Genomic DNA, 25,664 nt, shown 5'->3' on the forward strand with positions numbered 1-25,664 from the left:
TTTGTTGGTGGTTGTTTTTTTTTTATATCCCCGGCCCCGCCCCCGCCCCCCCCGCCCCCCGGCCCCCCCCCCCCCCGCGCCCCCCCCCCCCCCCCGGGGGGGGGGGCCCCGCCCTTCTCCGTTCACGACGGCCTTTCCGCTCACGGCGGTCTCTCCGGCCATGGCGGCCCGCTCGGCCGGGGAACGGCCCAGGGTCTTCTCGCTCCCTGGCCCGGAGGCCACGCGTCCGCCGCCGCCGACGCGGTCACGGTCGACGGTCGCGGGACCCTCGGCGCGGACGCCACGGTGACCCTGTCCGGGACCTACCGCTGCCTCGGCGACGGCGCGGGCCCCGTCCTCGTCGGCTCCAACCTCACGCAGGGGAACCGCTCCGCCGGGATCGGCGGCACCCGGGCGATCTGCGACGGCCGTCCGCACCCATGGACCAACACGGGGGTCGTGAAGGACCCCGCCTACCGGCCGGGCGCCGCCCGGGTGCGCGCCACGCTCACCCAGATCGCCACCGGCCCGGAGGGCCTCCCGGTCCCCACGATCAGGGCCGTCCGGGAGGCGCCCGTCACGCTGGGCTGAACGCCCGGAAGCCCCGGGCCGGGGCGGGCGGGACCCGGGCGGGCCGGGACCGGGCCGAGTGGCGCCGGGCCGGGCGGCGCTGGTACGTGCCCCCTACCCGGCCCCGGCACGTCACGGAGGCCGTACGGCACCCCGCATCCGGCCCACTGTGACGGCCCGGACTCCCTCTCAGCTCAGGAGTTCCGTCAGGCCCTCGCGTCCCAGGGACGCCAGCGCGTCCAGGGCGGCGACGGCGCGTTCCGCCGCCTCCGGGTCGGAGGCGGCGAGCCCGCTCGCCGCGAACTCGTCCTCGTCCAGCCGCAGCACCTCGCTCCCGTCCGCCGACACCCACAGGTCCAGGTCCAGGTCCTCGACCACCACCCCCGCGTCCCCGATCACGGCGGGCCGGGTGATGTCGCAGTACCAGCCCTTGCGGGTGCCGTCGGCCGACCACACCTCCTTGACCGTGAACCAGCGGTCGCGCCAGTAGTGCTCCACGAAGACGTCGCCCGGCTCGAACCGCACGAAGCCGAAGTCCCGTATCCCCTCGGCGGCCCACGGGGCACGGACCGAGAGCCGGTCACCGTGCTCCCCGAGCACCTCCGCCGGGTAACGGATCTTCGTCCGGCCGGCCTTCGTCAGGGTGATCTCAACCGAGCGTCCTGGCATGGCGCACCTCCCGCGCGACGACCTCGTAGCCGAACCACTCGTTGATCGCGAGCATCGGCCCGTTCTCCGTGTCGTTCCCGGTGAACGCCTCCGTACAGCCCGCCGCGCGGGCCCGGTGCAGCGAGGCGTTCTTCGCGAGCTTGGCGAGTCCGCGCCCCCGGAACCCGGGCGCCGTGCCCGTCATCCCGCTGCCGAACCGGCCGAGCCCGTCCGTCTGCGCCGCGCTGAACGAGGCGGGCACCCCGTCCACCACCGCGACCGTCGTCAGCGCCCGGTCGAGCAGCGGATGCTCCCACGTGGTCGTCCGCCAGTGGTCGTAGTCGGCCAGCTCCGCCACCACGTCACCCGGCTCGTCGGCGGTCGTCACCGCGTCCAGCTCGAACAGCGGCCGGGGATCGGCCGCGAAGTCCTCGCCGGTGAGCAGTTCGACCCCGGCGGGCGGCGCCTGGAGCGGCGGCAGCCCGGCCGAGGCCAGGTCGAGCCGGAGGAAGTACGCGGACCGGCTGGGGGAATAGCCCCGGCGCCCGGCCCAGGCCAGGTTCTCCGGCGCGTCCAGGACCCAGCTGTACAGGGTCCGCGCACCCCGCTCGGCCAGGTGCTCCTCGGCGGCGCGCACCAGCAGCGTGCCCGCCCCCCGGCCCAGGTGCGCGGGGTCCACGTACACGTTGACGAAGCCGACGTCGGGCTCGGGGGAGTCATGGGCGATGCCCTGCTGAGCCGTCCCCACGACCTCGCCGTCCTCCGTCACGGCGACGAGCGGACGGGCATGGGCCCCGGGGTGGGCACGCGCCCAGTCGAAGGCGCATTGTTCGGCGGTCGTGAGCATGAAGGGGAGGGCGGCGCGCCGGACCCGGGCGAACCCCTCGGCGTCTTCGGAGCGCACATCACGGACGATCACAGTCATGTGGCCGGACGCTACGGGCGAGGGACGCTCCGCCGCCTCCCATTTTCCGGTGGCATGGGGGCAGAATCGGCGGGGTGACACTCACCATCGCCGTGGACCACGCATCCACCACCGCGCCCTACGAACAACTGCGTGCCCAGATCTCGGAGCGGGCCCGGTCGGGCGGACTGCCGGTCGGATACAAGCTGCCGACGGTACGCGGGCTCGCGGAGCAACTGGGGCTCGCCGCGAACACGGTCGCCAAGGCGTACAAGGCCCTGGAGGCGGACGGGGTGATCGAGACGCGCGGGCGTCACGGCACCTTCGTCGCCGCCGCCGGGGACGCGGCGACCCGCCGGGCCGCCACCGCCGCCGCCCAGTACGCCGAGGAGGCCCACCGCCTCGGCCTCAGCAGAGAGGCGGCGGAGGCGGCGCTCAGCGAGGCGCTGCGCGCGGCCTACGACGACTGACCCTCCCCGGGCCCCACCGCCCCAGAGACCGGGGCCCGCGCCGAAAGGGCCTACAGATACAGGCCCGCCCCCGCCGCACGGGGTTCCGGGAGTTCCAGCGGGGGCGTGCCGCGCCGCAGGGCGAACAGCTCCGCGAGCGTCGCGCCCTCGCGCGGCACGTCCTCCTCCCGGCCGAGCCACCGCACCGACTCGTCCCGGGTCAGCGGCCCGACCTCGATCCGGGCCAGGCAGCGGCCCGGCCGGACCACGGCCGGGTGCATCCGCTCCAGGTCCTCGTTGGTGGTGATCCCGACCAGGACGTTCCGGCCCTGCCCGAGCAGCCCGTCGGTCAGGTTGAGCAGCCGCGACAGGGCCTGCCCCGCCGTGTGCTTGGCCTCGCCCCGGATCAGCTCGTCGCAGTCCTCCAGGAGCAGCAGCCGCCAGCGTCCCTTCGCGGTGCCCTCGTCCTCGCCGATGGCGATGTCCATCAGATAGCCGACGTCGTTGAAGAGGCGCTCCGGGTCGAGCACGCAGTCCACCTGGCACCAGTCGCGCCACGACCGGGCGAGGGTCCGCAGCGCGGACGTCTTGCCGGTGCCCGGCGGACCGTGCAGCAGCAGGAGACGGCCGCTCACGGAGTCGGACGTGACCTTCATCAGCCGGTCCATGGAATCGGCCACCGGCGCCGAGTAGTTCGGCCGGACCTCGTCCCAGGTCCCCGCGCTGATCTGCCGGGTCGTCCGGTGCGGACCGCGCCGGGGCGACATGTACCAGAAGCCCATCGTCACGTCCTCCGGCTGGGGCTCCGGCTCGTCCTTGGCCCCGTCGGTGGCCTCCTTCAGGACGCGTTCGGCGAGATCGGTGTCGACGGCCGTCACGGTGACGTCCGCGCCCCTGCTCCAGCGGGTGACCAGCAGGGTCCAGCCCTCGCCCTCGGCGAGCAGGGCGCTGCGGTCGTCGTCCTTCGAGGCCCGCAGCACGGTGGCCCCGGCCGGGAGCAGCGTCGCCTCGGGCCGGACCCGGTCCAGGGTGGTGCTGTGCGAGTGCGGCTGCTCCCCGGTCGCGAAGCGGCCGAGGAACAGCGCGTCGATGACGTCCGAGGGCGAGTCGCTGTCGTCGAGGTTGAGCCGGATCGGCAGCGCGTGCTGCGGCGCCGGGGGGACCGGAGGGGTGTCAGCCATGGCGTCCATGATCCGGCAAGGGGTCGGGCCGCGCACCGGGTTTTGCCGGGGCCGCGCCCCGGCCGGGGCGTCAGATCCAGTGGCCCCGCACCGCGCCCCGGGCCCGCCGGACGACCGCGTACCCCTTGGTCATGGCCCGGTCGAGGGCGAAGTTCCGTCCGATCGCCCGGCCCTCCACGAGCCGGGTGAACTCCTCGGTGCCGGTGGAGCGGCGCACGGTGACCCGTTCGAGGGCGTACGGCCCCTGGCGGCGTCCGGCCCGCGCGTTGCCGACCGCGACCGCCTGGGTGAAGCCCGCCTCCCGGACGGCGCGGCGGACCCGGCGGCTGGAGTAGCCGTAGGGGTACGCGAAGGAGACCGGGGCGGCGGCGACCTCCTCGGCCACGATCTCGCGGCAGCGCAGGGTCTCGAAGCGGAGCCGCCGCGCGTCGAGCTGGTCGAGCTGCGGATGGGTGTGGCTGTGGCCGCCGATCTCCGTTCCCGCGTCGGCGAGTTCGCGCACCTGGGCCCAGTCGAGCATGGTGTCGGGCGCGCCGCCGGTGCCGTGCGGGCCGGGCAGCCAGCCGGTGGAGACGAAGACGGTGCCGCTGAAGGAGTGCCGGGCCAGGACCGGGAGGGCGTACCGGTGCACGCCCTCGTAGCCGTCGTCGAAGGTGATGAGCAGGGGACGGGCGGGCAGCGGGCCGCCGGTGCGCCAGGCGGCGGCCAGGGCGGCGGTGGTCAGCGGGGTGAATCCGCGGTCGGCGACGATCCCCATCTGCGCGGCGAAGGCCTCGGGCGTGACGGAGAGCCCCAGGGCCGCGGGCGCCGGGTCGGGGCCTATGGCGTGGTACATGAGGATGGGCACGGCGACGGAACACGGGTCGGGGCCGGAGAGGGCGCCGCCGGGGGTGCCGGTGCCGGTCGCGGTCCGGGGCGTGGCCCCGGGCGCGGGGTCGGTCCCGGGGGTGGTGCCGGGGGTGGTGCCGCTCATCGGGAGGCCCCCTCGGTGGTGGAGGCTCCGGAGGGCCCGGCCCCGTGGGGGCTCCCGGCTCCCGGTCCGGTCGCGGCGGTTCCGGTCGATACGGTTCCGACGGCACCGACGGCACCGACGGCACCGACGGCACCGGCTGCTCCGGCCGCGACCGCTCCGGCTCCGGCGGTTCCGGTCGGTACGGTTCCGGCGACCGCGTCCGGGGTGGTCTCGATCGGGCCCCAGGCGAAGGCCGTTCCGGCGCGCCTGGCCCGCAGGGTGCCCAGGGCGTAGCCCCCGGCGGCCACGGCGACTCCGGTGACGATGGCCCCGGCCCGGCCCGCGCCGCCGGGACGGCCGCGCAGTGCGTCCCGGAGCCCGCGCAGGACCCCGGCGGGCAACACCCGTGTGGTGTAGCGCCGTTCGGACTCAAGCCCTTTCTGCGCGCCGACGCTGCGGGCGACCAGGGCCTTGGAGAGGCCCTCGGCGTAGACCCGGGTGCGGAAGTAGCCGAAGCGCTCGCGGGCGGCGGGCACCTTGTGGTGGATGACGGCCCGGTCGTCGATGAGGAGGATCGCGTCGGGCCGGGCGGCGGCGAGCCGGATGCACAGTTCGGTCTCCTCGCCGCCGAGGGGCCGCCGGTCGCCGTCCCGGCCGATGCCGGTGGCGAAGCCGCCCGCCGCGTCGAAGGCGGTACGGCGGAAGGAGGCGTTGCCGCCGAGCACGTTCCGTACCCGGACGCGGCCGGGGGGCAGCCCCCGGTAGGTGCAGCCGACGACCCAGTCGAACTCCTCGGGGAACCAGGCGGGGCGTCGGCCGGACGCCCAGGCGGGCAGGGTCCGGCCGCCGACGGCCAGCACGCGCGGATCGTCGTAGGCGGCGGCGAAGTGGTGGAGCCAGTCCCGTTCGGCGACGGCGTCGTCGTCGAGGAAGGCGACGAACGCGCCGAGGGCGGCGGCGATGCCGGTGTTGCGTCCGGCGGAGAGACCTCGGGGGCCCGTGTTGGCGAGCACCCGCACCTCCCTGGTGGGCCGCCGGGCGTACTCCTCGGTGAGCCGGGAGCGGAGCCGCTCGTTGTGGTCGACCACGAGCAGGATCTCCAGCGGCGGCAGCGACTGGTTCCGTACGGAGGCGACGGCGGCGAGGGTGTCCTCCCAGCGCTCCTCCGTGTAGGCGCAGATCACCACCGAGAAGCCGGGCGGGGCCGTGCGGTCGTTCGACGGGGCCGTGCGGTCGTTCAAGAGGTCTCTCCCCGGGGGACGTTCACCGAGAACGGGGCGGGGCGGCGGCGGTCGGCCTTGCCGGGGGACTTCTCCCTGAGGATGACCTTGAGGACCCGTATCCCGTCGCGGACGGCGTTGAGGTTGCTGACGCCGTGGATGCGCAGGTATTCGTGACTCGGCACCTCCTGCACCTTGAGTCCCGCCTTGACGACCCGGATGTTGATGAGGGTCTCGATCTCGAAACCGGTGCAGTCGAGCGTGATCTTGTCGAGGCAGTGGCGCCAGAAGGCGTTGTATCCGTAGCAGAGGTCGGTGTACCGGGCGCCGAACTTGCGGTTGACGAGGGTGCACAGGGCCCAGTTGCCGAGTCTTCGGACGGTCGTCATGTCGTCCGTGCCGCCGCCGTTGGCGAAGCGGGAGCCCTTGGCGAAGTCGGCGCCCCCGACGAGGGCGGAGACATAGGAGACGATCTCCTGGCCGTCGGCCGAGCCGTCCGCGTCGACCATGACGATGATGTCACCGGTACAGGCGGCGAAACCGCTGATCAGGGCATCGCCCTTGCCCTTGCCGACCTGCTTGACGACCTTGACGTCCGGCCACAGGGCCCGCGCGACGTCCACGGTGTCATCGGTGGAATTTCCGTCGACGAGGACGACTTCGTGAATCCATTTCGGAAGCGTCTGGAAGACGTACGGAAGATTTTCTGCCTCGTTCATCGCGGGAATGACGACGCTCACCGGCGGAGTGATCGCCAGATGAGAGGTGATCGCCCGGTATTCGGCGGCTATTCGACTCGGCTCGGTCAATTCCTGATCCGTGGCGGTCGGGCGCGGGAACGAGCTCATGGGTCCGGTCTCCCTCTCGTCCGGTGGACCGCCCACCCCTTGGGCGGTCCGACGGTGTGTCCGGTGCGAAAGGGGGCTGCCCGCTCCGCCCGCGCAGGATCGATCTCCTTGCGGGACAAGCAAGTTGGCACGTCCGGCCGCGCGGTACCCGCGCCCCGGCGCATGTGCTGACACCGGTCACGGCACCCCCCTACCGCGCCCCGCCACGGAACCACCGGCGATGCCGGAGCCCTCCCCTGAGCCACTTCCACGCGATGGGCCGGTGCGGGTGATATGTACGACGGTATTGATGAGGGGGACTGTAGGGCAAGGACCGGATGCATGGTCCGCTTTTCCGAACTTTGACGAAGCTTCTATGGTCAGTTGGGCAACCGCCCCGATCGGATCGGGTCAATCCGTTTGTGTGCGGGGGTCGGTGGCGAGGGGCTTCCGGGTGTCTCTGCGGGTGTTTGTCGCGCCCCTGTCCGGACGCCGAGCGGGAGCGGAGTCTCCGCTTCCCCAACTGGCTGAAAAGTGATGCGTTTTGTCCGATGGCCGGAAGATCTTCACTTCTAGTTTTGACATGGACACTTCCGGTCTGGCCCATCCGCTGCTACTACCTGGTAACGCAGAGATCCTGCTACAGGGAGATGTCATGAGACTGCCTCGAATCACCGCCCTCTCCGCCTCGCTCCTGCTCGGTGCCGCTCTCGCCCTCACCGGGGCGGGCACCGCCCAGGCCGCCGGAACCGCCGCGATCGACTATGTGGCGCTGGGGGACTCGTACTCCTCCGGCGTCGGCTCCGGCAGCTACGACAGCGCGAGCGGCGACTGCAAGCGCTCCACGAAGGCGTACCCGGTGCTGTGGAAGAACGCGAACGCCCCCTCCTCGTTCGCGTTCACCGCCTGCTCGGGCGCCCGAACGGGTGATGTCACCGCCAACCAGCTCGGACCGCTCTCGGCCGCCACCGACCTGGTCTCCGTCACGATCGGGGGAAATGACGCCGGTTTCGCGGACGTCATGACCACCTGTGTGCTTCAGTCCGAAGCCACCTGCATCAACCGCGTGAATCAGGCCAAGGGGTACGTGGACACCACGCTGCCCGGCAAGCTCGACACCGTCTACACCGCGATCCGCGGCAAGGCGCCCTCCGCCCGCGTGGTCGTCCTCGGCTACCCGCGCTTCTACCAGCTGGGCGGCAGCTGTGCCGCAGGGCTGAGCGAGGCCGAGCGCAGCGCCATCAACGGAGCCTCCGACTACCTCAACGCCGCCGTCGCCAAGCGGGCGGCCGACCACGGCTTCACCTTCGCCAGCGTCGTCCCGGCCTTCACCGGCCACGAGATCTGCTCCGGCTCCCCCTGGCTGAACAGCGTCAACTGGCTCAACATCGGGGAGTCCTACCACCCGACGGCCGCCGGACAGTCCGGCGGCTACCTGCCCACCTTCAGGAACGCGGCCTGACCGGACGGCTCGCCCCCGGCGCCGGACCCGGCGCGACGGGTGCGCCCCGCACCCCGAGAACCGGGCCCGGCGTCAGCCCCGTACCGCGTGGTACGCCAGTGCCCCCGCGATCAGCAGGGCGCCGACCAGACCGGCCAGGAGCACGACCGCCCGGCGCGGTCCCGCCCCCCGGGCCGGTCGTCCGCCCCCGCGCGCGGCCGGTGGTCCGCCCCCGCGCGCGGCCGTACGGGCGCCGCCGCTCCCGGCGCCCTCCGGCTCCCGCCGCCCCCGCGTCCCGTCGGCGTCGCTCCCCGGGGTCCGGCCGCCGGGGGCGCCCCCGCCCGGCGCGGGCCCGTCCGTCCGCCGCTCCGCACGGGCGCCCCGCGCCCCGCCCGTGGCCAGCCGTCGCAGTTCCCGCTCGAACCGGTCCGCCGTCGGGGGCCGCCCGGGGGCCGGTCGGCGCACCTCGTCGACCAGGGCGCGCAGCGCCTCCGCGTCGTCGGCCGGTGTCTTCGCCCCGGCACCGGCGAGGAGTTCCGCCACGGACGCCAGGTCCTCCGCCTCCCCGGGAGCCTCCTCCGGCGCCGTGCCGAAGCCCGTCACGACGGTCCGCCCGTCGTTGGCGAGCAGCACGTGCCCCGGTTCGACGCCCCGGTGCGCGACGCCCTCCCCGCGCGCCGCCCGCAGCGCCCCGAGGACCTCCGCCCCGATCCGCGCCGCCTCGCGCGGCGGCAGCGGTCCGGCCGCCTCCAGCGTCTCCGCGAGGGTGAGTCCGCGCACCAGCTCCGTCACCAGCCACGGCCTGCCGTCCTCGGTGGCCACGCCGAGGGTCCGTACGACGGAGGGGTGCGAGATCCGGGCGGTCGCGCGGGCCGCGCTCTCCCGCCGCGCGTACAGCGGGGGCGCCTCGTCGGCGGGGAGCCCGTCCGGCACCCGGAACTCCTTGAGGGCCACCTCCCGGCCGTCCGTCTCGTCCAGGGCGCGCCAGACGGTGCCGGTCGCCCCCTCGGCGAGGACGTCCAGGAGCCGGTACCGACCCGCGATCACCGTCATGGATCCAGACGTAGCCCGGAGGCGGCCGTTCGAAACCCCGTCCGGCGGTCCGGCGCCACTCGAACGATCACTGGTGGCGGAGATCACACGCACCGGGGTCTCCGCAAGGGCGCACACCGGGGGCAGGATGGTGTGCGACGGTTCGGCAGGTGTTCGAAACCTGCCCGGTCCTGTCCAAGTCGCCCTGAAATCAGATGGATTCGGACAGTGGGCGTCAACCCCCGTACGCGTTCGACGGATACCGCCGCCGGGATACACGGGTGTCATGGCGGGGCGATAGGGTTAACCTGCCCTGGGTCGGGTGCCCTTGTACGGGTGGGGAGTGACATGGAACAGACAGCGATGCGTGGCAGGCCGCGAGTGCCTGCCATCACCTGCGGGAGCGGTGCGACCAGTTCGCGCCTCGACCGTCATCTCGCGGTGCTCGGCGGACCGGCGATACCGCAGCGCGAGGCGGCCGAGGCGACCCTGCTGATGCGGGAACTGACGACGCGTACGCACGAGGCGCCGGTGCACGGTCACCGCAGCCGCAGTGCGCGGGTCTCGCTCTTCGCCCCGCTCCGCCGTCTCCGCCGCTCCCTCTTCGGTACGCGCCGCTGACGACCGGGCGTGCCGGGCGGACGTGACCCCGAGCGTTCCCGCCCGCTCCCGCCCGGCCGCCCCGGCCCGTACCTCCGCAGACGACTAGTGAGAGCGCCGGACGCGTCCCCGCCCGTCCGGCGCTTCGCCCTGCCCGCCCGGAGACCGCCGCGCCGAGGCCGTCGGCTCGATGCCCGGTGCCTCTCGTGCCTCTCGTGCCTCCGGCGGGCTGCCCCCGCTCCGGACGGTCTCCGGCGGCCTTCCTCCGGGCGGACCCGGCGGCCCGCCCCCGGCCGCCTCTGCCCGGCCGCCCGTCGCCGGGGCGTCCTCAGGCGACCACCCCCGCGTCCCTCAGCTCCCGCACCTCCGCCTCCGGCACGCCGAGACCGCCGAGGACCGTGTCCGTGTCCTGTCCGAGCGCCGGAATCCGGTCCATGCGCGGCCCGGGACCGTCCGGGAAGACGATCGGCGGCAGCAGCGCGCGCAGCGGCCCCACCGGCGACTCCACCTCCCGCCACCGGTCGCGGGCCGTCAGCTGTGGATGGTCCGCCAGCTCCGCGACCGAGTTGAGCCGGGCGCAGGCGATGCCCGCCGCGTCGAGCAGGGCCAGCGCCCCGGACGCCGACAGCGGGGCCAGCGCCGCCGCGACCACGGCGTCCGTCGCCGCCCGCCCGGCCACCCGCGCCGTGTTCGTCGCGAAGGCCGGGTCACCGGCCAGCTCCGGACGCCCGAGGACCCGCTCCGCGAGCCGCCGCCACTCCCGGTCGTTCTGCACCGACAGCAGCACCAGCCCCCCGTCGGCGGTCGGATAGGCGTCGTACGGGGCGATCACCGCGTGCGCGAGCCCCGTACGCGCCGGGGGAGTGCCCCCGTGCATCCCGTGGTGCAGCGGATGCCCCATCCATTCGGCGAGCGAATCGAGCAGGGAGACCTCCACCGGACCGCCCCCACCGGTCGCGCCGCGCCGCACGAGCGCGGCGAGGACACCGGAGAAGGCGTACACGCCCGCCGCGATGTCGGCCGCCGGGATCCCGGACTTGACCGGCCGCTCGGGGGTGCCGGTCACCGACACGAGGCCCGCCTCGCACTGCACGAGCATGTCGTACGCCCGCCGGTCCGCGTACGGCCCCTCCGGCCCGTACCCCGAGACGTCCACGGCGATCAGGCGCGGATGCGCGGCGCACAGGGTGGCGGCGTCCAGTCCGAGCCGGGCCGCCGCGCCCCGGGCGAGGTTCTGCACGAAGACGTCCGCCCCGGCCACGAGGCGGCGGGCCAGCGCGAGGCCCCTGGGGTCCCTGAGGTCGATCGCCACGGACTCCTTGCCCCGGTTGCACCACACGAAGTGGGAGGCGAGGCCACGGGCGGCGGTGTCGTACCCCCGGGCGAAGTCCCCGCCGTCCGGGCGCTCGATCTTGACGACCCGGGCGCCGAGGTCGGCGAGCTGCCGGGTGGCGAAGGGGGCGGCGACGGCCTGTTCGACGGCGACGACCGTGATCCCTTCGAGGGGGAGTGGCTGAGTGCTCATGGCAGCTCTGCCTACCGTGCCGGGGCGCCCTTGTCACCAGGGGCCGGGTCGCCCGTGGGCCGCGGCCGGTCAGCCCCGGGAGTGGCGGCGCACCGCGAGCGGGGCGGCGACGGCGATCAGGGCGAGCGACCAGAGGAGCGCCGCCGTCACCGGGTGGGTCACCGGCCAGGCGCCGTCGGCGGGTACCGGCGCGTTGCCGAAGAGGTACCGGGCCGCCGTGGTGACCGCCGAGATCGGGTTCCACTCGGCGAGGGTCCGCAGCCATCCCGGCAGGTTCTCCGTCGGGATGTACGCGTTGGACAGCAGCGGGAGCACGAACGTGACGCTGGCGAGCTGTCCCGCCGCCTCCTCGCTCTTCGAGGCCAGGCCGAGCAGGATGCCGACCCAGGTCGCCGCGAACCGGAAGAGGAGCAGCAGGCCGAACGCCACCGCCGCCTCCACCGCCGTCCCCTCGATCCGCCAGCCCATCGCGAGCCCGACCAGGACCAGCGGCACCGTGCCGACGGCGCAGGTCACCAGGTCGGCGAGGGCCTGTCCGAGGGGGACGGCGGCCCGGCTGACCGGCATGGTCCGGAAGCGGTCCGTGACGCCCCGGTGCGCGTCCTGGGCGGCCTGGAACATACCGGTCATGAGCCCGCCGGCGGCCGTCGCCACCAGCAGTCCCGGTACCAGCCGGGCGCGGTACTCGTCGCCGGGGAGGGCGAGGGCGCTGCCGAAGACGTACCCGAAGAAGAGCAGCATGACGATCGGCATCGTCTGGGTCATCACGGTGAGGGCGGGCGCGTTCCGGACCCGCCGGAGGTGGCGGCCGAGGACGGCGGCGCCGTCGTGGACGAGGGCGGTGCTCACGGGGCGGGTTCCTTCCGGTCGGTGAGGCGCAGGAACACCTCGTCGAGGGTGGGCGGGCGCAGGGAGGCGTCGACGACGAGGACCCCGGCCGCGTCGATCTCGCGGACGATCCGGGGCAGGGTGAGCGTGGGGTCGGTGGTCACCGCGCCGACCGTGCGCCGCTCCGGGTCCAGGACGGGCGCCGAGCCGGTCAGCCGGTCCAGGACGGCGGCTGCGGCGTCGAGCGGGGCCGAGGGGGCGAGGGAGACCTCGGCGTAGCCGCCGACCAGCGCCTTGAGCTGGGCCGGGGTGCCCTGCTGGGCGACCCGTCCGCCGTCGATCAGGACGATGTCGTCGGCCAGCCGGTCGGCCTCCTCCAGGTACTGGGTGGTCAGCAGGACGGTGGTGCCGCCGGACGCCAGTTCCCGTACGGCGTCCCACATGCCGTTGCGGCTGTGCGGGTCGAGCCCGGTCGTCGGCTCGTCGAGGAAGAGGACCCGGGGCGGTACGAGGACGCTGGCGGCCAGGTCGAGGCGCCGCCGCATCCCGCCGGAGTACGTACGGGCCGGGCGTCCGGCGGCCGTCGTGAGGCCGAACCGGTCCAGGAGTTCGTCGGCGCGGGAGCGCGGGGCGCGCAGCAGCCGGGCGAAGAGCCGCAGGTTCTCGGCGCCGGTCAGATCGCCGTCGACGGAGGTGTGCTGTCCGGTGACCGCGATCGCCCTCCGTACCCCCGCCGGGTCGCGCACCAGGTCGTGCCCGGCGATCCGGGCGCTTCCCGCGTCGGGCCTGACGAGGGTGGTGAGGACGCGGACGGCGGTGGTCTTGCCCGCGCCGTTGGGGCCGAGGACGCCGCAGACCGAGCCCTCGGGGACGGCGAGATCGAGCCCGCGCAGGGCCTGGACGTCGCCGTAGCGCTTCCGCAGACCTTCACTAAGTACAGCGTACGTAGTTGTCATGGCGTGACCGTACCCCATTACGTACGCCGTACGTAACTACGATGGGGGGCGAGGTGATGATCCATGACGGGCCGAGCGGCCGAACCGGAAGTGATCTGGACCCGGCCCGAACGCGCGGGCCGGGGCCCGAGACCCGCGTACAGCAGACGGGACGTGGTCGACGCGGCCGTCCGCATCGCCGACGCCGAGGGCGTCGAGGCGGTCTCCATGCGCCGCGTCGCCGCCGAACTCGGCTGCGGCACCATGTCGCTCTACAACTACGTCCCCCGCAAGGAGGACCTCCACGAGCTGATGGTCGACGCCGTCAGCGGCGAGTACGAACTGTCCGGGGAGCCCAGCGGCGACTGGCGCGCCGACATGACCGCCGTCGCCCGCCAGGCCCGCGCGCTCGTGCACCGGCACCCCTGGCTCCCCCGGATGACGACCACCGCCTACGGCTTCACCCCCAACACCCTGCGCTTCCTGGAATGGTGCCTGGGCTGTCTCGCCCCCCTCGACGTCCCCGCCGGGGTGAAGATGCAGCTGATCGCCATGGTCAACGGCACGGTCATGGCGACCGTCGGCGACGAGCACGCCGTCGCCGAACGGGCCAGGGGGCTGCCCTGGACCGAGCAGGAGGAGCAGGCGGTGCGCGGGAGCTACCTCGAGGGGCAGATGGCGAGCGGGCGGTACCCGCGCCTCGCCGCCCTGCTCGCCGGGTCGCCCGTACCCGCCGACACGGAACAGATCTTCGACCTGACCATCGGCCGTCTCCTCGACTCCTTCGACCCCGCGCACGGCGGGGGGGACCGGGGCGGGATCGGTGGTCCGGGTGGGGACGCTCGGGCCGGGGGCGGTTCCGGCTGAGGCGGCTGGGGCGAGGGTGCTCCCGGTGGGGACGCGCGGGGCCGGGGCGGTCCTGGTGGTGCCCGTGGTCCCGGTGGTCCCCGTGCTCCCGGTGGGGGCGGCCGGACGGGGTGCGGTCCTGACGGGGACGCTCCGGCCGGGGGCGGTTGCCGGTGGGAACGCTCCGGTCCCCGGAGCCGTCCCCGCCGGGCCGTCACAGCAGCATGAACTGGCCCTCCGGGCCCTCCTCCCGATGGTCCAGTACGGAAGCGGGGCGGCGGGCCCGGTCCGGCGGCGGCAGGACCCCCGCCGCCCGCAGCGCCGCCCGCCCCGCCGTGCCCGCCGACAGGACCGCCGCCTCCGCGAGGCGCGCCCGCTCCCGTTCCCGTACGCCGACCAGCGCGAGCACCGTGATCAGGTCGAGCAGCTCCGAGGTCCGCTCCTGCGGCCACTCCGCCGGGCCGATCGCCTCCAGCGACCCGGGCTCCGGCCGGGCCGTGCGGTGCGCGAACCAGCGCTCCAGGACCCGCACCCCGCCCACCCGGAACTCCCACGCCTCCGCCGGGACGGGCGAGACGCGCCCCTCGCCGAGGCACAGCGTCTCGTCCCCCGCCTCGTACGTCATCGTCTCCGGCCGCGCCGGGACCGCCGCCCGCACATAGGGCCGCCGCCCGCCCGGCAGCCGGGGCTTCGTCCCGCTGAGGGCGCCCCGCGTCTGCGCGTCCACGAGCTCCCGGCCCAGGGCCACCCCCGCCGCCCACACCTCCGGGTCCCCGGGCAGCGGCACCCGGCACCCGGCGGGGGAGGGCAGGGCCGCCGCCACGGTCCACGCGAGCCACGCGTGGGCGTCGGCCCCGGGCCCGTACCGCGCCCCGAGGAAGGCGAGGAGGCCCGGCGCCAGATTGGGCTCCCGGCCGTCCGGGCGCCGGAACAGCGGCCGGATGCGGCCCGGCCGTCCGGCGGGCGAGCGGCCCTCGGGCAGCACGCCCGTCACGACGAGTGCCGGGCCCGCCGCCCCGGGCACGTACCCCTGCTCCACCACGAAGAGCTGCGGCGGCCCGGCGACCCGCCACAGCTCAGGGCGCGCGACGTCGATCAGCCGGTGGTCGGGCAGCAGCCACTGCTCGTCGAACGGCTCCCGCGCGATCCGCACGGGCTCCGGGCACGGGCCGGGCTCGCGGGACCAGCGGGCGGTCCCGGTCCGCTGGCCGGGAAGGGCGCCGACCGCGCTCGACGGGGTGCGCGCCCGGCTGGGCCGGAACAGGGCCTCCCGCTCGGACCCCTCGGCCGAGGCCAGCCGGTCCCAGCGGGCGCGCAGCGTCCGCGCGTCCGGTGCCGCGATCCACGGACGGCCGAGGCGCAGGGGCGCGACGGACCACGGCATGAGGTCGTCGAGGAGGGGCGGACCGTCGTCGGGCGCTCCGGGGGCTTCCGTCACGCCCCGTATGCTAACGAGGGCGTTCCGTACGCTTCCACCGTCCGCCCACGGTCCGTCCGCCGGACCCCTCACGGCCACGGGCGGCTCGGGGGCCGGATCTCTCGCGGACCCGGACCCCTCAGCGCCGCGGGCGCCCGACCGGAGCCGGGGCGGGGGCCGTGGAGGCGGTCGTCATCGGGCCTCGACCGTGACCGTGAAGGAGAACCGGTCGCCCCGGTAGCGGATGCGGGCCACGTCCACGACCCGGCCGTCCTCGTCGTAGGTGACGCCGGTGTAGTGGAGGATCGGCGAGAGCAGCGGGACCTGGAGCAGCCCCGCCGTCTCCGGATCGGCGAGCCGCGCCTCGACCGTGTCCGTGATGCGGCTGATCCGCACCCCGACGACGTCCCGCAGGACCTTCGTCATCGGCCAGCGCTCCAGGTCCGCCGGGTCGATCGCGGCGCCCAGCTCCGGAAGCACGGCGTTCTCCGCCCAGTTGGTCGGCTCGCCGCTCTCGCCGTCCCGGCGCAGCCGCCGGTACGCCATCACCTCCGGCACCCCGGGGAAGTGCTCCGCCAGTTCCCCGGGCACCGGCTCGACGCCGTGCCCGAGGACCGTCGTCCGCTCGCCCGACTGCTGGGCCACGATCGCGTCGATCGAGCCCAGCAGCCGGCGCGGGGTGGAGCGCCGGGCGCCCGGCTCGATGAAGGTGCCGCGCCGCCGGTGCCTGCTGATCAGGCCCTCCGCCTCCAGCTCCTTCAGGGCCTGGCGCATGGTCAGCACGCTCACGCCGTAGTGGGCCGCGAGCTGCTCCTCGGTGGGCAGCCGCAGCGGGGCGTCGGGCACGCGGCCCAGTATCGAGGCGCGCAGCGACTGCGAGACCTGGTACCAGAGCGGCAGCTTGCGGTTCAGGACCAGGGAGTCGGGAGCGAAGGCGGTCACGGTTTCTCCGTATGAGGGCTACGGGCTTACGGCCGGGACACTACGGCCGAAAGTGGCGCTCCAGACCCTGCCACACGTCGTCGTACCCGTGCTGGAGATGATCGCTCTCCGCCGCTTGCGGGGTGGTGACCAGCGGCCAGCGGGTCTCGAACATGAAGGCCAGACCGTCGTCGATCTTCTGCGGACGCAGTTCGGCGGCGCTGGCCCGGTCGAAGGTCTCCCGGTCGGGACCGTGCGCCGACATCATGTTGTGCAGCGAGCCGCCGCCCGGCACGAACCCGCCCTTCCCCGCGGTCTTCGCGTCGTACGCGCCCTCGATCAGGCCCATGTACTCGCTCATCACGTTGCGGTGGAAGTACGGCGGCCGGAAGGTGTCCTCGCCGACCAGCCAGCGCGGTGCGAAGACCACGAAGTCCACGCCCGCGAGCCCCGGGGTGTCCGACGGCGAGGTGAGCACGGTGAAGATCGACGGGTCCGGGTGGTCGTACGAGATCGTCCCGATGACATTGAAACGGCGCAGGTCGTACACGTACGGGGTGTGGTTGCCGTGCCAGGCGACGACATCCAGCGGGGAGTGGCCGTACGTCGCCGACCAGAGGTTGCCGCAGTACTTGTTGACCACCTCCACCGGGCCCTCGACGTCCTCGTACGCGGCGACCGGCGCCCGGAAGTCCCGTGCGTTGGCCAGGCCGTTGGCGCCGATCGGGCCGAGGTCGGGGAGCTGGAACGGCGCGCCGTAGTTCTCGCAGACGTAGCCGCGCGCGGTCGCGTCGAGCAGCTCCACCCGGAACCGGACCCCGCGCGGGAGCAGCGCGACCTCGCCGGGACGGACCGCGAGCAGGCCCAGCTCGGTGCGGAGCAGCAGCCCGCCCCGCTCCGGCACGATCAGCAGCTCGCCGTCCGCGTTCCCGAAGACCCGTTCCATGGCGGCGTTGGCGTGGTAGAGGTGCACGGCCATGCCGGTGCGCTGGGTCGCGTCACCGTTGCCGCCCAGGGTCCACAGACCGGCCAGCCAGTCGGTGCCCGGGGCGGGCTCGGGCAGCGGGTCCCAGCGCAGCCGGTTGGGATCGGGCACCGTCTCGGTGAACGGCGTGCCGCGCAGCCCCCCGTTGTCGGTCCGCGTGAACGGCGGGTGCGCGGCCGAGGGGCGGATCCTGTAGAGCCAGGAGCGGCGGTTGTGGGCCCGCGGCTCGGTGAAGGCGCTGCCGCTGAGCTGTTCCGCGTAGAGCCCCAGGGGGGCGCGCTGCGGTGAGTTGCGGCCGTCCGGCAGTGCTCCGGGGACCGCCTCCGAGCCGTGCTCGTTGCCGAAGCCCGTGGTGTAGCCGAGCGTCTCGGCCGTCTTCCTGGCCTGCTCCGTGGTCATCGCCCGCTCCTGTCCTGAGTCCGCAAGGGAATCCTATGCATGACCGTAGGATTCCGCGCGCCCGCCGTCAACGGGGCGCCCCGTGAAGGCTGTCCGTCCGGATGTCCGCGCGGTCGACGGGGCGCTCGGTGAAGGCCGTCGGTCCGGATGTCCGCGCGGTCGACGGGGCGCCCCGTGAAGGTCGTTCGTCCGGATGTCCGCGCGGTCGACGGGGCGCCCCGTGAAGGTCGTTCGTCCGGATGTCCGCACGAGGGGGGTCAAAAAAGATGAACATTGCTCTACTCTCACGCGCATGTCCTGGACCCGAAGGTTCGTCCTCACGCTCTCGGCCGTGCTCGCCGCACTCGCCGCGACCCTGCTCGCCGCACCCGGGGCCCAGGCCCACGAGGAGCGGCCCGTCACCTTCCCCGACGGCTCCGGCAGTGTGCCGAAGCTCCGTACCGGAGAACCCGACCTCCTCGTCTGCAAGACCGACCGGACCGACTTCACCCGCCGCGTCTCCGGTTTCCCCGCCACCCTCAGGACCCGCAACCTCGCCCTCTTCGAGCGCTGCGTCCGGAACGGCTACCGCCACCTCCAGCAGGCCGTCGACGCCGTCGACCGGCCCGGCCTCACCATCGCGATCCTCCCCGGGCTCTACGAGGAGGAGCCCTCGCAGCCCCCGCCCACCGGAGCCTGCGCCACCCTCAAGGCCCCCAAGTCCTCCCTCGGCTACCAGATCCTCAGCTACGAACAGCAACTGCGGTGCCCGCACAACCAGAACCTCGTCGCCATCCTCGGCAAGAAGGACCTCCAGATCGAGGGCACCGGCGCCTCCCGGCTCGATGTCGTCATCGACGCCAAGTACCGCAAGCTGAACGCCCTGCGGGCCGACGGCACCGACGGCATCTACTTCCGCAACTTCACCGCCCAGCGCACCACCTTCAACTCGCTGTACGTCCTCGCCGCCGACGGCTTCGTCATCGACGACGTCCTCACGCGCTGGAACGACGAGTACGGATTCCTCACCTTCGCCTCCGACCACGGCCTCTACAAGAACTGCGAGTCCTACGGCAACGGCGACTCCGGCATCTACCCCGGCTCGGCCTCGAACATCAACGACGGGCGCGGCTACGACGTCCCCCGCTACTCCATCGAGATCACCGGCTGCCGCAGCCACCACAACATGGTCGGCTACTCCGGCACCGCCGGAGACTCCGTCTGGGTCCACGACAACGAGTTCGACCACAACATGGGCGGCGCCTCCATGGACTCCGCCTTCCCCGGCCACCCCGGACTGCCCCAGAACCACGCCCGCTTCGAACGCAACCTGATCCACGACAACAACGCGAACTACTACCCGTACGTCGCCGACGGCACCTGCGCCAAGCCGCCCGTCGACCGGGGCTACGAACAGGGCGTCGTCTGCCCCCAGATCTCCATGCCCCCCGGCACCGGCATCATCACCGCGGGCGGCAACTGGAACCTCTACGAGGACAACTGGATCTACGGCCACCAGCGCACCGCCTTCTTCCTCAACGCCGTCCCCGCCTTCATCCGGGGCGAGTCCGCCTGGGCCAAGCAGGCCGACACCTCCCACCGCAACCGCTACGCGGGCAACCGCCTCGGCGTCGACAAGGCGGGCGTCTCCCGCCCCAACCGCACCGACGTCTGGTGGGACGGCCAGGGCAGCGGCAACTGCTGGCAGACCGACACCGGCGCCACCACCCCCGGCGCCCTCCCCGGCTGCGGAGCCCGCAGGGGCGACGTCTCCGGCGACACCGACCGGCTCGTCGGCGAGCCCGTCAAACTCGCCCAGCTCCTCGTCTGCGCCGACTACAACGTCCAGGCCCGCCGCCTCCCGGCCGGCTGCGACTGGTACGGCGCCCGGGGCGTCCAGCGCGTCGAGACCCAGCTCGCCCTCGGCAGCGCCCTCGTCCTCGCCCTGGCGGGCCTCGCTGTCTGGTGGCGCCGCCTCCGCGGCAGCCGCCTCGCCGCCGTCGCCTCCCTCCTCGGCCTCGCGGGCCTCGTCCTCGACGTGGCGGGCTCGACCCTCGCCCTCACGCCGACCGTCGTCCCCGCCCTCGCGCTGCTCCTCACCGGCGCCTGGTGGACCCTGCTCGGCCTCGCCCTCCGTCCCACCCGCCCCGTCTTCGCCTGGACCACCGTGGTCCTGGGCGCCCTCACCCTCCTCGACGCCTTCGACAAGGCGATCCTGATGGTCCCGGGCATCCCCCTGAGCCCGGCCTGGCTCCGTCTGCTCCTCGGCGTCGTCTGGGTCCTCTGGGCCGTCGTGGCGGCGGGCGGGCGTAGCTCCGCCGCCCCGTCGTCCCCGGAACCGCCGTCGCCCACGGGCCCCGGCGGAGCGCGCCCCGGTGAGGACGCCGACGGGGTCGCTGGTGTCGGCGCCGCCGCAGACACCGGGGGCGGAACCGGCGCCGTGGGCGGCTCACGCCCTGGCCCCGGTTCCGGTTCCGGGGCTGGTACCGGCATCAGCCCCGCGCAGGCCCGGCCCGGCGAGGAGGGGACGGCGTGACCCCGATCCGTAACCCCCTCCGTATCGCGGCCCGTACGGTCGTCCGTACGCCTATCCGGATCGGGGCCCGTACGACCGTCCGTGCCCCCGCCCCCGCTCCCACTGCTGCCCCCGCCCCCGCCGCTGGCCGTAAGGCCGCCCGTACGGCCGCTCCCACCGCTGGCCGTGTCCCCGTCCTCCCCGCCGCCGGAGGGGCCGCCCACGGGCGGCTGGCGCGGCGGCCTGCCGTGGCTCCCCGGGCGCTCGTCATGGGCGTCCTGGTCGCGGCCCTGGCCCTGGTGGGCTGTGGCGGCCGGGCCACCACCCACCACAAGCCGGGGACCAGCCACCAGGAGGCCACCGGGAGCAACGGCACCCTGCTCCCGGCCCGCGACGAGGGCGGACACCGGCTCCGGGAGCTGCCCGTGGCCGACGCGCCGACCGTCCGGGCCGAGGCCGTCCCCGACAGCGAGGGCGGCTGGAACGTCCACCTCACGGTGGAGAGGTTCCGCTTCACCCCCGAGAGCACCGGCGGCGGGGCCCTCCCGGGCCGTGGCCATGCCCGTCTGCTGGTCGACGGCCGGGAGACCGGCCGCCTCTACGGCCCCTGGGGGTACGTGCCTCCGGGGGCCCGCACCCTGACCGTCCGGCTCCACGCGGACGACCACACCGTCTGGGCCGTCTCTGGTGCCCCCGTCCAGACCACCCTGTCCCTGGGCGCCGCGCCCGATCCGTCGGACCCCGGGAAGCCCCCGGCCGCCACCCCCGGTTCCACCGCCCCGGGGACCCCGCGCCCCACCGGTTCCGCCGCCCCCGACCCCGGCCGGACCGTCACCCTCACCGTCACCGGCAAGACCGTCTCGCCGCCTCCGTCCCGCATCGAGTTGAAGAAGGGCGACCGCCTCACCCTCCGGGTCACCGCCGACCGCGCCGACACCGTCCACGTCCACGGCTACGACCGCGAACTGACCCTCGCCCCCGGCGAACCCGCGACCCTCACCTTCACCGTCGACCGCACCGGTCTCTTCGAGGTGGAGACCCACGAGTCCGGACTCGTGCTGACCCAACTCGTCGTCCGATGACCGGCCCCCTCGCCCAGACCGCCCAAGCGGTCTGGGCCCCGGCCCCCGCGTCCGGCCTCACCGCCGGAACGCCCCTCACCGCCGGAACACCCTTCGACTCCGGGATCTCCCTCGCCCACGGCGTGGGCTCACAGCACGACCTCCCCCTCTCGCCGTTCTACGCCTACGCGGGCGCCTTCGCCGCGCTGCTCGTCTCCTTCCTCGCCCTCGGCCTGCTCTGGTCCACCTCCCGCTTCCGCGGCGACCTCGCGGGCCGCCCGCTCCCCGCCGCCCTCCAGCGGGCCGCCGACGCCCCCGCCACCCGCACCGCGCTCCGCCTCCTCGGCGCCGCCGCCGCTCTCGTCGTCCTCCTCCACCTCCTCCTCGGTCCCGACGACCCGGACCACAACCCCGCGCCCGGCGCCCTCTACGTCCTCCTCTGGGTCGGACTCGTCCCCGCCTCGCTCCTCCTCGGCCCCGTCTGGCGCCTCCTCAACCCCCTGCGCGCCCTCCACTCCCTCCGCCCGCCCCGGACACCGCGCCCCCTCCCCGCCGCCGTCGGCATCCGCCCGGCCGCCGCCGGGCTCCTCCTCTTCACCTGGCTCGAACTCGTCGCCCCCGACAACACCTCCACCACCACCCTCCTCGTGGCCCTCGCCGTCCACACCGGCGCGCAGCTCCTGGGCGCCGCCCGCTACGGCGACCGGTGGTTCGCCCACGCCGACCCCTTCGAGGTCTACTCCTCCCTTCTCGCCCGGCTCTCACCGCTCGGCCGCCGCACCGACGGCCGACTGGTCCTGCGCTCCCCCTTCCACGGTCTCGACGCCACCCCGCAGACCCCCGGACTCGTCGCCACCGTCTGCGTCCTGCTCGGCTCCACCGCCTACGACGGCCTCTCCGACAACCCCCGCTGGATCACCACCCTCCAGACCTCGCCCCTCGGCCCCACCCCCACCGCCACACTCGGCTTCCTCGCCGCCGTCGCCCTCGCCGCCGCCTGCTACGGACTCTGCGCGGGCGCCCTGCGTCTGATGCACCGCGCCGTCACCACCCCGCTCACCTCCTTCGCCCACTCGCTCCTGCCCATCGCCCTCGGCTATCTCGTCGCCCACTACTTCTCGCTCTTCGTCACCGAAGGACCACGTACAGTCATGATGGCAGGGGGCACTGACAACGCCCTTCCACCCGCCCCGCTCCTGGGTCCCGCGGGCCTCGCCACGCTCCAGGTCTCCGCGATCGTCACCGGCCACGTCCTCGGTGTGATCGCCGCACACGACCGGGCGGTCCGGCTGTTCCCGCCCGACCGGGCCGTCGCCGGCCAACTCCCGCTGTTCGTCCTGATGATCGCGTACACCCTCGGCGGCATCGGCCTGCTGATCGCCTGAGGGGCGTTCCTCGCCCGACCACCGACCGGAGCGGCATCATGGTCCCCGTGCACCAGACGCGACCCCAGACCCCGCCCGCCCTCCGCCGTGCCCCCGTGCAGCAGCGCAGTGCCGAGCGGCTCGCCCGCATCCTCGACGCCTGCGCCGCGCTCCTCGACGAGACGGGCTATGAGCAGCTGAGCACCCGGGCCGTCGCGGGCCGCGCGGGGGTCCCCATCGGCTCCGTCTACCGCTTCTTCGGCAACAAGCGGGCGATGGTCGCCGCCCTCGCCCACCGCAACCTCGACGAGTACGCCCGGCGGGTCTCGCGCCGCCTCGCCGAGACCCCGGCCCTCGACGCGCACGGGGCCATCGACGGCGTCCTCGACGAGTTCATCGCGATGAAGCGGACCGTCCCGGGCTTCGCCCTCGTCGACTTCGGCGTCCCTTCCGCCGCTCCCGGCGAGAACGCGGGCGAGCACGAGGAGGGCCCCGGCGGAGGCGGCGACGCGGAGGGACGGGACGAGGGAGCCGGGACCCGCAGGGCCGGGGGCGCCGGGACCGGAACCGAAGACGACGGTGACGGCGACGGAGGCAGAGGCACCGGAAGCGAAGGCACCGGAAGCGCCGGAACCGGAGGCGAAGTCGACGACCCCAACCGGCTCGTCGCCGAGCGGATCTGCGTCCTGCTCGCCGCCCATCTGGACCGGCCCGCCGACACCGATCTGCGCCGGAAGGTCCTGGTCGGCGTCGAGACCGCCGACGCCCTCGTCCGGCTCGCCTTCCGCACCGACCCCGCCGGAGACCCCGCGCTCGTCGACGAGACCCGTCTGCTCCTCCACGCCTATCTGGCGCCCTCGCTGGCGTGACGCATCCGGCAGGTCCCGGGGGCCCGGGATGCCTTCGAGGCGCACCCGGGGCCCCGCGCGTCCCCCGCGCACCCCTCTCGTACGTGCCTACTGGTCGGTACGTACGGCGCCACCCGACGCCCCAGGGAGCCGCCAGGGCTGTGACCCAGGAGCGCCCGGCCCGGGCACCCTCCGGCTCGCCGGGCGCCGCCGTCCGCGCGACGGCAGTCGGCCGTACAACACCCCGGCGCTCGGCGGAGGTTCGAACCGGCGCGCCCTTCAGGCGCCTCCCGAGGCCGCGGCCCGGCCGCGGCCGGTTGACGGCTGGCTGACCCTGGTGCGGGGCGAGGGCGGTGAGCCGGAGGCCCCCGTGGAGCTGTCACCCCCGCCTTGACCTGGGGTTTTGCTCGTATTGCTCACACGTCAACATCTTGTTAACAACAGAAGCGGGCACCTACGGTCATCCGGACCGCCGCTCGGCGGCAGTTCAAGGGTGAACGTGAGGTGTCCTCCATGCTGACCGTCCTCGGCTTCGCCATGATCGCAACCTTCCTGGTTTTGATCATGATGAAAAAGATGTCGCCGATCGCGGCGCTCGTACTCATTCCCGCGCTCTTCTGTGTCGCGGTCGGCCAGGGGGCCCAGCTCGGCGACTACGTGATCGAAGGGGTCGGCAAGCTGGCTCCGACGGCGGCGATGCTGATGTTCGCCATCGTCTACTTCGGCGTCATGATCGACGTCGGTCTCTTCGACCCGATCGTCCGGGGCATCCTGCGCTTCTGCAAGGCCGACCCGATGCGGGTCGTCGTCGGTACGGCGGTGCTCGCCGCGATCGTCTCGCTGGACGGCGACGGCTCCACCACCTTCATGATCACCGTCTCGGCGATGTATCCGCTCTACAAGCGGCTCGGGATGAGCCTGGTCGTCATGACCGGTGTCGCCGCGACCGCCAACGGCGTCATGAACACCGTGCCCTGGGGCGGCCCCACCGCTCGCGCCGCGACCGCGCTGAAGCTGGACGCCGGAGACATCTTCGTCCCGATGATCCCCGCGCTCGGCGTCGGCCTGCTCTTCGTCTTCGTCCTCGCGTACGCCCTCGGTCTGCGCGAGCGCAAGCGCGTCGGCTACCTCACGCTCGACGAGGCCCTCACGTCGGAGAGCGAGACCGTGCTGGTCGGGACGGGCGGCGGTACCTCGGGCACCTCCGCGAAGTCGGGCAAGGCCGGGAAGTCCGGCAAGGCGGGCAAGGCGGGCAAGGCGGGCAAGGCCGGGAAGTCGGCCGCGGGTTCCGGCGCCGCCGCCCTCGGCTCCTCCGCTTCCGCCTCTGCCTCTGCCTCTGCCTCTGATTCCGCCTCCGGCCCGGCCGGTCCCGCCGGTTCCGTCGCCGTCCTGGGTGACGACGAGGGCTTCCAGGGGCTCGACCCGAACCGTCCGACGCTCCGCCCGAAGCTGTACTGGTTCAACGCCGGTCTGACCGTCGCGCTGCTCGCCGCGATGATCCTCGAACTGATGCCGATCCCGGTCCTCTTCCTCCTCGGCGCCGCGCTCGCGCTCACCGTCAACTACCCGAAGATGAGCGAGCAGAGGGAGCGGATCGCCGCCCACGCGGACAACGTCCTCAACGTCACCGGCATGGTCTTCGCCGCCGCCGTCTTCACCGGTGTCCTCACCGGTACGGGCATGGTCAAGCACATGGCCGACTGGCTGGTCAACACCATCCCCGAGGGCATGGGCCCGCACATGGCGCTGGTCACCGGTCTGCTGAGTCTCCCCCTCACCTACTTCATGTCGAACGACGGCTTCTACTTCGGCGTGCTTCCGGTGCTCGCCGAGGCGGGCGCGGCCCACGGCGTCTCGCCCCTGGAGATCGCGCGGGCGTCGCTGGTCGGCCAGGCGCTGCACATGTCGAGCCCGCTGGTGCCCGCCGTGTACGTCCTCGTCGGCATGGCGAAGGTGGAGTTCGGCGACCACACCAAGTTCACCGTGAAGTGGGCCGCGCTGACCTCGCTGGTCGTCCTCGCGGCGGGCATGGTCTTCGGCATCATCTGATCCGGACGCGGGGGCCGGACCCTGCCCCGCCCCGGAAGACCCGACGCGGGTGCCGGACCCCCGCCCGGCCCCGGAAGACCCAGGCCCGCCCCTCCTCGGGGGCGGGCCTGCGGCCGGACGGGCGACATCGGGGGGCGGTGCGGGCATGTTGCGACCCTCCGTGGTCATGTCATGACAGATAGTCCGATT

At 74.0% G+C, this 25,664-nt stretch carries 23 protein-coding genes; 10 read left to right on the forward strand and 13 right to left on the reverse strand.

The features are described from left to right. Positions 1 to 24 precede the first annotated feature (24 nt). Entirely contained in the window at positions 25 to 570 is a 546-nt protein-coding gene (locus ACFXGN_RS27235; protein WP_384864384.1) for a DUF6299 family protein, read from the forward strand. A 168-nt stretch (positions 571 to 738) separates the two neighbouring features. On the opposite strand, the gene ACFXGN_RS27240 is transcribed toward ACFXGN_RS27235, so the two are convergent. Both ACFXGN_RS27240 and ACFXGN_RS27245 read right to left on the reverse strand, forming a co-directional pair. Beyond that, positions 739 to 1,218, reverse strand: coding sequence for a DUF402 domain-containing protein (locus ACFXGN_RS27240; protein WP_384864232.1), 480 nt, complete (start codon positions 1,216 to 1,218; stop codon positions 739 to 741). Then, on the reverse strand, positions 1,199 to 2,122 hold the full coding sequence (locus tag ACFXGN_RS27245) for a GNAT family N-acetyltransferase (RefSeq protein WP_384864234.1): 924 nt from the start codon (positions 2,120 to 2,122) through the stop codon (positions 1,199 to 1,201). The genes ACFXGN_RS27240 and ACFXGN_RS27245 overlap by 20 nt, the downstream gene beginning before the upstream one ends. A gap of 74 nt (positions 2,123 to 2,196) precedes the next feature. Here ACFXGN_RS27245 and ACFXGN_RS27250 point away from each other — a divergent pair, with 74 nt between their 5' ends. Then, positions 2,197 to 2,571, forward strand: coding sequence for a GntR family transcriptional regulator (locus tag ACFXGN_RS27250; protein ID WP_366444086.1), 375 nt, complete (start codon positions 2,197 to 2,199; stop codon positions 2,569 to 2,571). Positions 2,572 to 2,621: 50 nt separating this feature from the next. Here the strand turns inward: ACFXGN_RS27250 and ACFXGN_RS27255 are convergent, their stop codons facing one another. From ACFXGN_RS27255 to ACFXGN_RS27270, 4 genes are all read right to left on the reverse strand, one after another. Beyond that, a complete protein-coding gene (locus tag ACFXGN_RS27255) occupies positions 2,622 to 3,740 on the reverse strand; it encodes a DUF5925 domain-containing protein (protein ID WP_384864235.1) in 1,119 nt (372 codons plus the stop codon). Between the two features lie 61 nt (positions 3,741 to 3,801). Continuing rightward, the gene (locus ACFXGN_RS27260) at positions 3,802 to 4,566 is read right to left on the reverse strand and encodes a polysaccharide deacetylase family protein (protein WP_384864386.1); all 765 of its coding nucleotides are present in this window, start codon (positions 4,564 to 4,566) and stop codon (positions 3,802 to 3,804) included. 134 nt (positions 4,567 to 4,700) lie between these two features. Beyond that, on the reverse strand, positions 4,701 to 5,924 hold the full coding sequence (locus tag ACFXGN_RS27265; protein WP_384864237.1) for a glycosyltransferase family 2 protein: 1,224 nt from the start codon (positions 5,922 to 5,924) through the stop codon (positions 4,701 to 4,703). Beyond that, a complete protein-coding gene (locus ACFXGN_RS27270; RefSeq protein ID WP_384864239.1) occupies positions 5,921 to 6,751 on the reverse strand; it encodes a glycosyltransferase family 2 protein in 831 nt (276 codons plus the stop codon). Before ACFXGN_RS27270 ends, ACFXGN_RS27265 begins: the two co-directional genes overlap by 4 nt. Before the next feature lie 634 nt (positions 6,752 to 7,385). Between ACFXGN_RS27270 and ACFXGN_RS27275 the strand changes: the two genes are divergently transcribed. Next, on the forward strand, positions 7,386 to 8,192 hold the full coding sequence (locus ACFXGN_RS27275) for an SGNH/GDSL hydrolase family protein (protein WP_384864241.1): 807 nt from the start codon (positions 7,386 to 7,388) through the stop codon (positions 8,190 to 8,192). A gap of 72 nt (positions 8,193 to 8,264) precedes the next feature. Here ACFXGN_RS27275 and ACFXGN_RS27280 read toward each other — a convergent pair whose 3' ends face one another. Continuing rightward, positions 8,265 to 9,224: a serine/threonine-protein kinase gene (locus ACFXGN_RS27280; RefSeq protein WP_384864243.1), complete on the reverse strand. Its 960-nt coding sequence runs from the start codon at positions 9,222 to 9,224 to the stop codon at positions 8,265 to 8,267. A 327-nt stretch (positions 9,225 to 9,551) separates the two neighbouring features. Between ACFXGN_RS27280 and ACFXGN_RS27285 the strand changes: the two genes are divergently transcribed. After that, positions 9,552 to 9,824: a hypothetical protein gene (locus ACFXGN_RS27285; protein WP_366444092.1), complete on the forward strand. Its 273-nt coding sequence runs from the start codon at positions 9,552 to 9,554 to the stop codon at positions 9,822 to 9,824. Positions 9,825 to 10,131: 307 nt separating this feature from the next. Here ACFXGN_RS27285 and ACFXGN_RS27290 read toward each other — a convergent pair whose 3' ends face one another. The 3 genes from ACFXGN_RS27290 to ACFXGN_RS27300 form a co-directional block, all read right to left on the reverse strand. Continuing rightward, entirely contained in the window at positions 10,132 to 11,328 is a 1,197-nt protein-coding gene (locus ACFXGN_RS27290; RefSeq protein WP_384864245.1) for a CaiB/BaiF CoA transferase family protein, read from the reverse strand. A gap of 69 nt (positions 11,329 to 11,397) precedes the next feature. Then, positions 11,398 to 12,177, reverse strand: coding sequence for an ABC transporter permease (locus tag ACFXGN_RS27295; RefSeq protein WP_384864247.1), 780 nt, complete (start codon positions 12,175 to 12,177; stop codon positions 11,398 to 11,400). Continuing rightward, positions 12,174 to 13,112 (reverse strand): ATP-binding cassette domain-containing protein, encoded by a 939-nt coding sequence (locus ACFXGN_RS27300; RefSeq protein ID WP_384864249.1) that lies wholly within the window; start codon positions 13,110 to 13,112, stop codon positions 12,174 to 12,176. Before ACFXGN_RS27300 ends, ACFXGN_RS27295 begins: the two co-directional genes overlap by 4 nt. A gap of 63 nt (positions 13,113 to 13,175) precedes the next feature. Here ACFXGN_RS27300 and ACFXGN_RS27305 point away from each other — a divergent pair, with 63 nt between their 5' ends. Next, entirely contained in the window at positions 13,176 to 13,958 is a 783-nt protein-coding gene (locus ACFXGN_RS27305; protein ID WP_384864251.1) for a TetR/AcrR family transcriptional regulator, read from the forward strand. A gap of 193 nt (positions 13,959 to 14,151) precedes the next feature. Here ACFXGN_RS27305 and ACFXGN_RS27310 read toward each other — a convergent pair whose 3' ends face one another. The 3 genes from ACFXGN_RS27310 to hmgA form a co-directional block, all read right to left on the reverse strand. Beyond that, positions 14,152 to 15,384, reverse strand: coding sequence for a type ISP restriction/modification enzyme (locus ACFXGN_RS27310; protein WP_384864388.1), 1,233 nt, complete (start codon positions 15,382 to 15,384; stop codon positions 14,152 to 14,154). A 162-nt stretch (positions 15,385 to 15,546) separates the two neighbouring features. Continuing rightward, positions 15,547 to 16,296 carry a GntR family transcriptional regulator gene (locus tag ACFXGN_RS27315; protein WP_351788850.1) on the reverse strand — a complete coding sequence of 250 codons (750 nt, stop codon included), beginning with the start codon at positions 16,294 to 16,296 and terminating at the stop codon, positions 15,547 to 15,549. A gap of 40 nt (positions 16,297 to 16,336) precedes the next feature. Continuing rightward, a complete protein-coding gene (gene hmgA, locus ACFXGN_RS27320; protein ID WP_384864253.1) occupies positions 16,337 to 17,659 on the reverse strand; it encodes a homogentisate 1,2-dioxygenase in 1,323 nt (440 codons plus the stop codon). A 292-nt stretch (positions 17,660 to 17,951) separates the two neighbouring features. Here hmgA and ACFXGN_RS27325 point away from each other — a divergent pair, with 292 nt between their 5' ends. The 5 genes from ACFXGN_RS27325 (at position 17,952) to ACFXGN_RS27345 (ending at position 25,475) form a co-directional block, all read left to right on the forward strand. Further along, positions 17,952 to 20,174, forward strand: a complete 2,223-nt coding sequence (locus tag ACFXGN_RS27325; protein ID WP_384864255.1) for a right-handed parallel beta-helix repeat-containing protein — start codon at positions 17,952 to 17,954, stop codon at positions 20,172 to 20,174. Continuing rightward, positions 20,171 to 21,235, forward strand: coding sequence for a hypothetical protein (locus ACFXGN_RS27330; RefSeq protein ID WP_384864257.1), 1,065 nt, complete (start codon positions 20,171 to 20,173; stop codon positions 21,233 to 21,235). The genes ACFXGN_RS27325 and ACFXGN_RS27330 overlap by 4 nt, the downstream gene beginning before the upstream one ends. A 104-nt stretch (positions 21,236 to 21,339) precedes the next feature. Next, on the forward strand, positions 21,340 to 22,599 hold the full coding sequence (locus tag ACFXGN_RS27335; RefSeq protein WP_384864389.1) for a hypothetical protein: 1,260 nt from the start codon (positions 21,340 to 21,342) through the stop codon (positions 22,597 to 22,599). Positions 22,600 to 22,637: 38 nt separating this feature from the next. Next, positions 22,638 to 23,447: a TetR family transcriptional regulator gene (locus ACFXGN_RS27340; RefSeq protein WP_384864259.1), complete on the forward strand. Its 810-nt coding sequence runs from the start codon at positions 22,638 to 22,640 to the stop codon at positions 23,445 to 23,447. A gap of 492 nt (positions 23,448 to 23,939) precedes the next feature. Next, positions 23,940 to 25,475 (forward strand): CitMHS family transporter, encoded by a 1,536-nt coding sequence (locus tag ACFXGN_RS27345; protein ID WP_384864261.1) that lies wholly within the window; start codon positions 23,940 to 23,942, stop codon positions 25,473 to 25,475. Positions 25,476 to 25,664 lie beyond the last annotated feature (189 nt).

Source organism: Streptomyces sp. NPDC059247, assembly GCF_042754005.1.
Lineage (GTDB): Bacteria > Actinomycetota > Actinomycetes > Streptomycetales > Streptomycetaceae > Streptomyces.

What these genes read in the sequence shown, in the direction of transcription:
- ACFXGN_RS27240 (WP_384864232.1), bottom strand. Translation starts at nt 1,218, where the DNA reads ATGCCAGGACGCTCGGTTGAGATCACCCTGACGAAGGCCGGCCGGACG.
- ACFXGN_RS27245 (WP_384864234.1), bottom strand. Translation starts at nt 2,122, where the DNA reads ATGACTGTGATCGTCCGTGATGTGCGCTCCGAAGACGCCGAGGGGTTC.
- ACFXGN_RS27255 (WP_384864235.1), bottom strand. Translation starts at nt 3,740, where the DNA reads ATGGACGCCATGGCTGACACCCCTCCGGTCCCCCCGGCGCCGCAGCAC.
- ACFXGN_RS27260 (WP_384864386.1), bottom strand. Translation starts at nt 4,566, where the DNA reads ATGTACCACGCCATAGGCCCCGACCCGGCGCCCGCGGCCCTGGGGCTC.
- ACFXGN_RS27270 (WP_384864239.1), bottom strand. Translation starts at nt 6,751, where the DNA reads ATGAGCTCGTTCCCGCGCCCGACCGCCACGGATCAGGAATTGACCGAG.
- ACFXGN_RS27275 (WP_384864241.1), top strand. Translation starts at nt 7,386, where the DNA reads ATGAGACTGCCTCGAATCACCGCCCTCTCCGCCTCGCTCCTGCTCGGT.
- ACFXGN_RS27280 (WP_384864243.1), bottom strand. Translation starts at nt 9,224, where the DNA reads ATGACGGTGATCGCGGGTCGGTACCGGCTCCTGGACGTCCTCGCCGAG.
- ACFXGN_RS27285 (WP_366444092.1), top strand. Translation starts at nt 9,552, where the DNA reads ATGGAACAGACAGCGATGCGTGGCAGGCCGCGAGTGCCTGCCATCACC.
- ACFXGN_RS27290 (WP_384864245.1), bottom strand. Translation starts at nt 11,328, where the DNA reads ATGAGCACTCAGCCACTCCCCCTCGAAGGGATCACGGTCGTCGCCGTC.
- ACFXGN_RS27300 (WP_384864249.1), bottom strand. Translation starts at nt 13,112, where the DNA reads ATGACAACTACGTACGCTGTACTTAGTGAAGGTCTGCGGAAGCGCTAC.
- ACFXGN_RS27305 (WP_384864251.1), top strand. Translation starts at nt 13,176, where the DNA reads ATGACGGGCCGAGCGGCCGAACCGGAAGTGATCTGGACCCGGCCCGAA.
- hmgA (WP_384864253.1), bottom strand. Translation starts at nt 17,659, where the DNA reads ATGACCACGGAGCAGGCCAGGAAGACGGCCGAGACGCTCGGCTACACC.
- ACFXGN_RS27325 (WP_384864255.1), top strand. Translation starts at nt 17,952, where the DNA reads ATGTCCTGGACCCGAAGGTTCGTCCTCACGCTCTCGGCCGTGCTCGCC.
- ACFXGN_RS27340 (WP_384864259.1), top strand. Translation starts at nt 22,638, where the DNA reads ATGGTCCCCGTGCACCAGACGCGACCCCAGACCCCGCCCGCCCTCCGC.
- ACFXGN_RS27345 (WP_384864261.1), top strand. Translation starts at nt 23,940, where the DNA reads ATGCTGACCGTCCTCGGCTTCGCCATGATCGCAACCTTCCTGGTTTTG.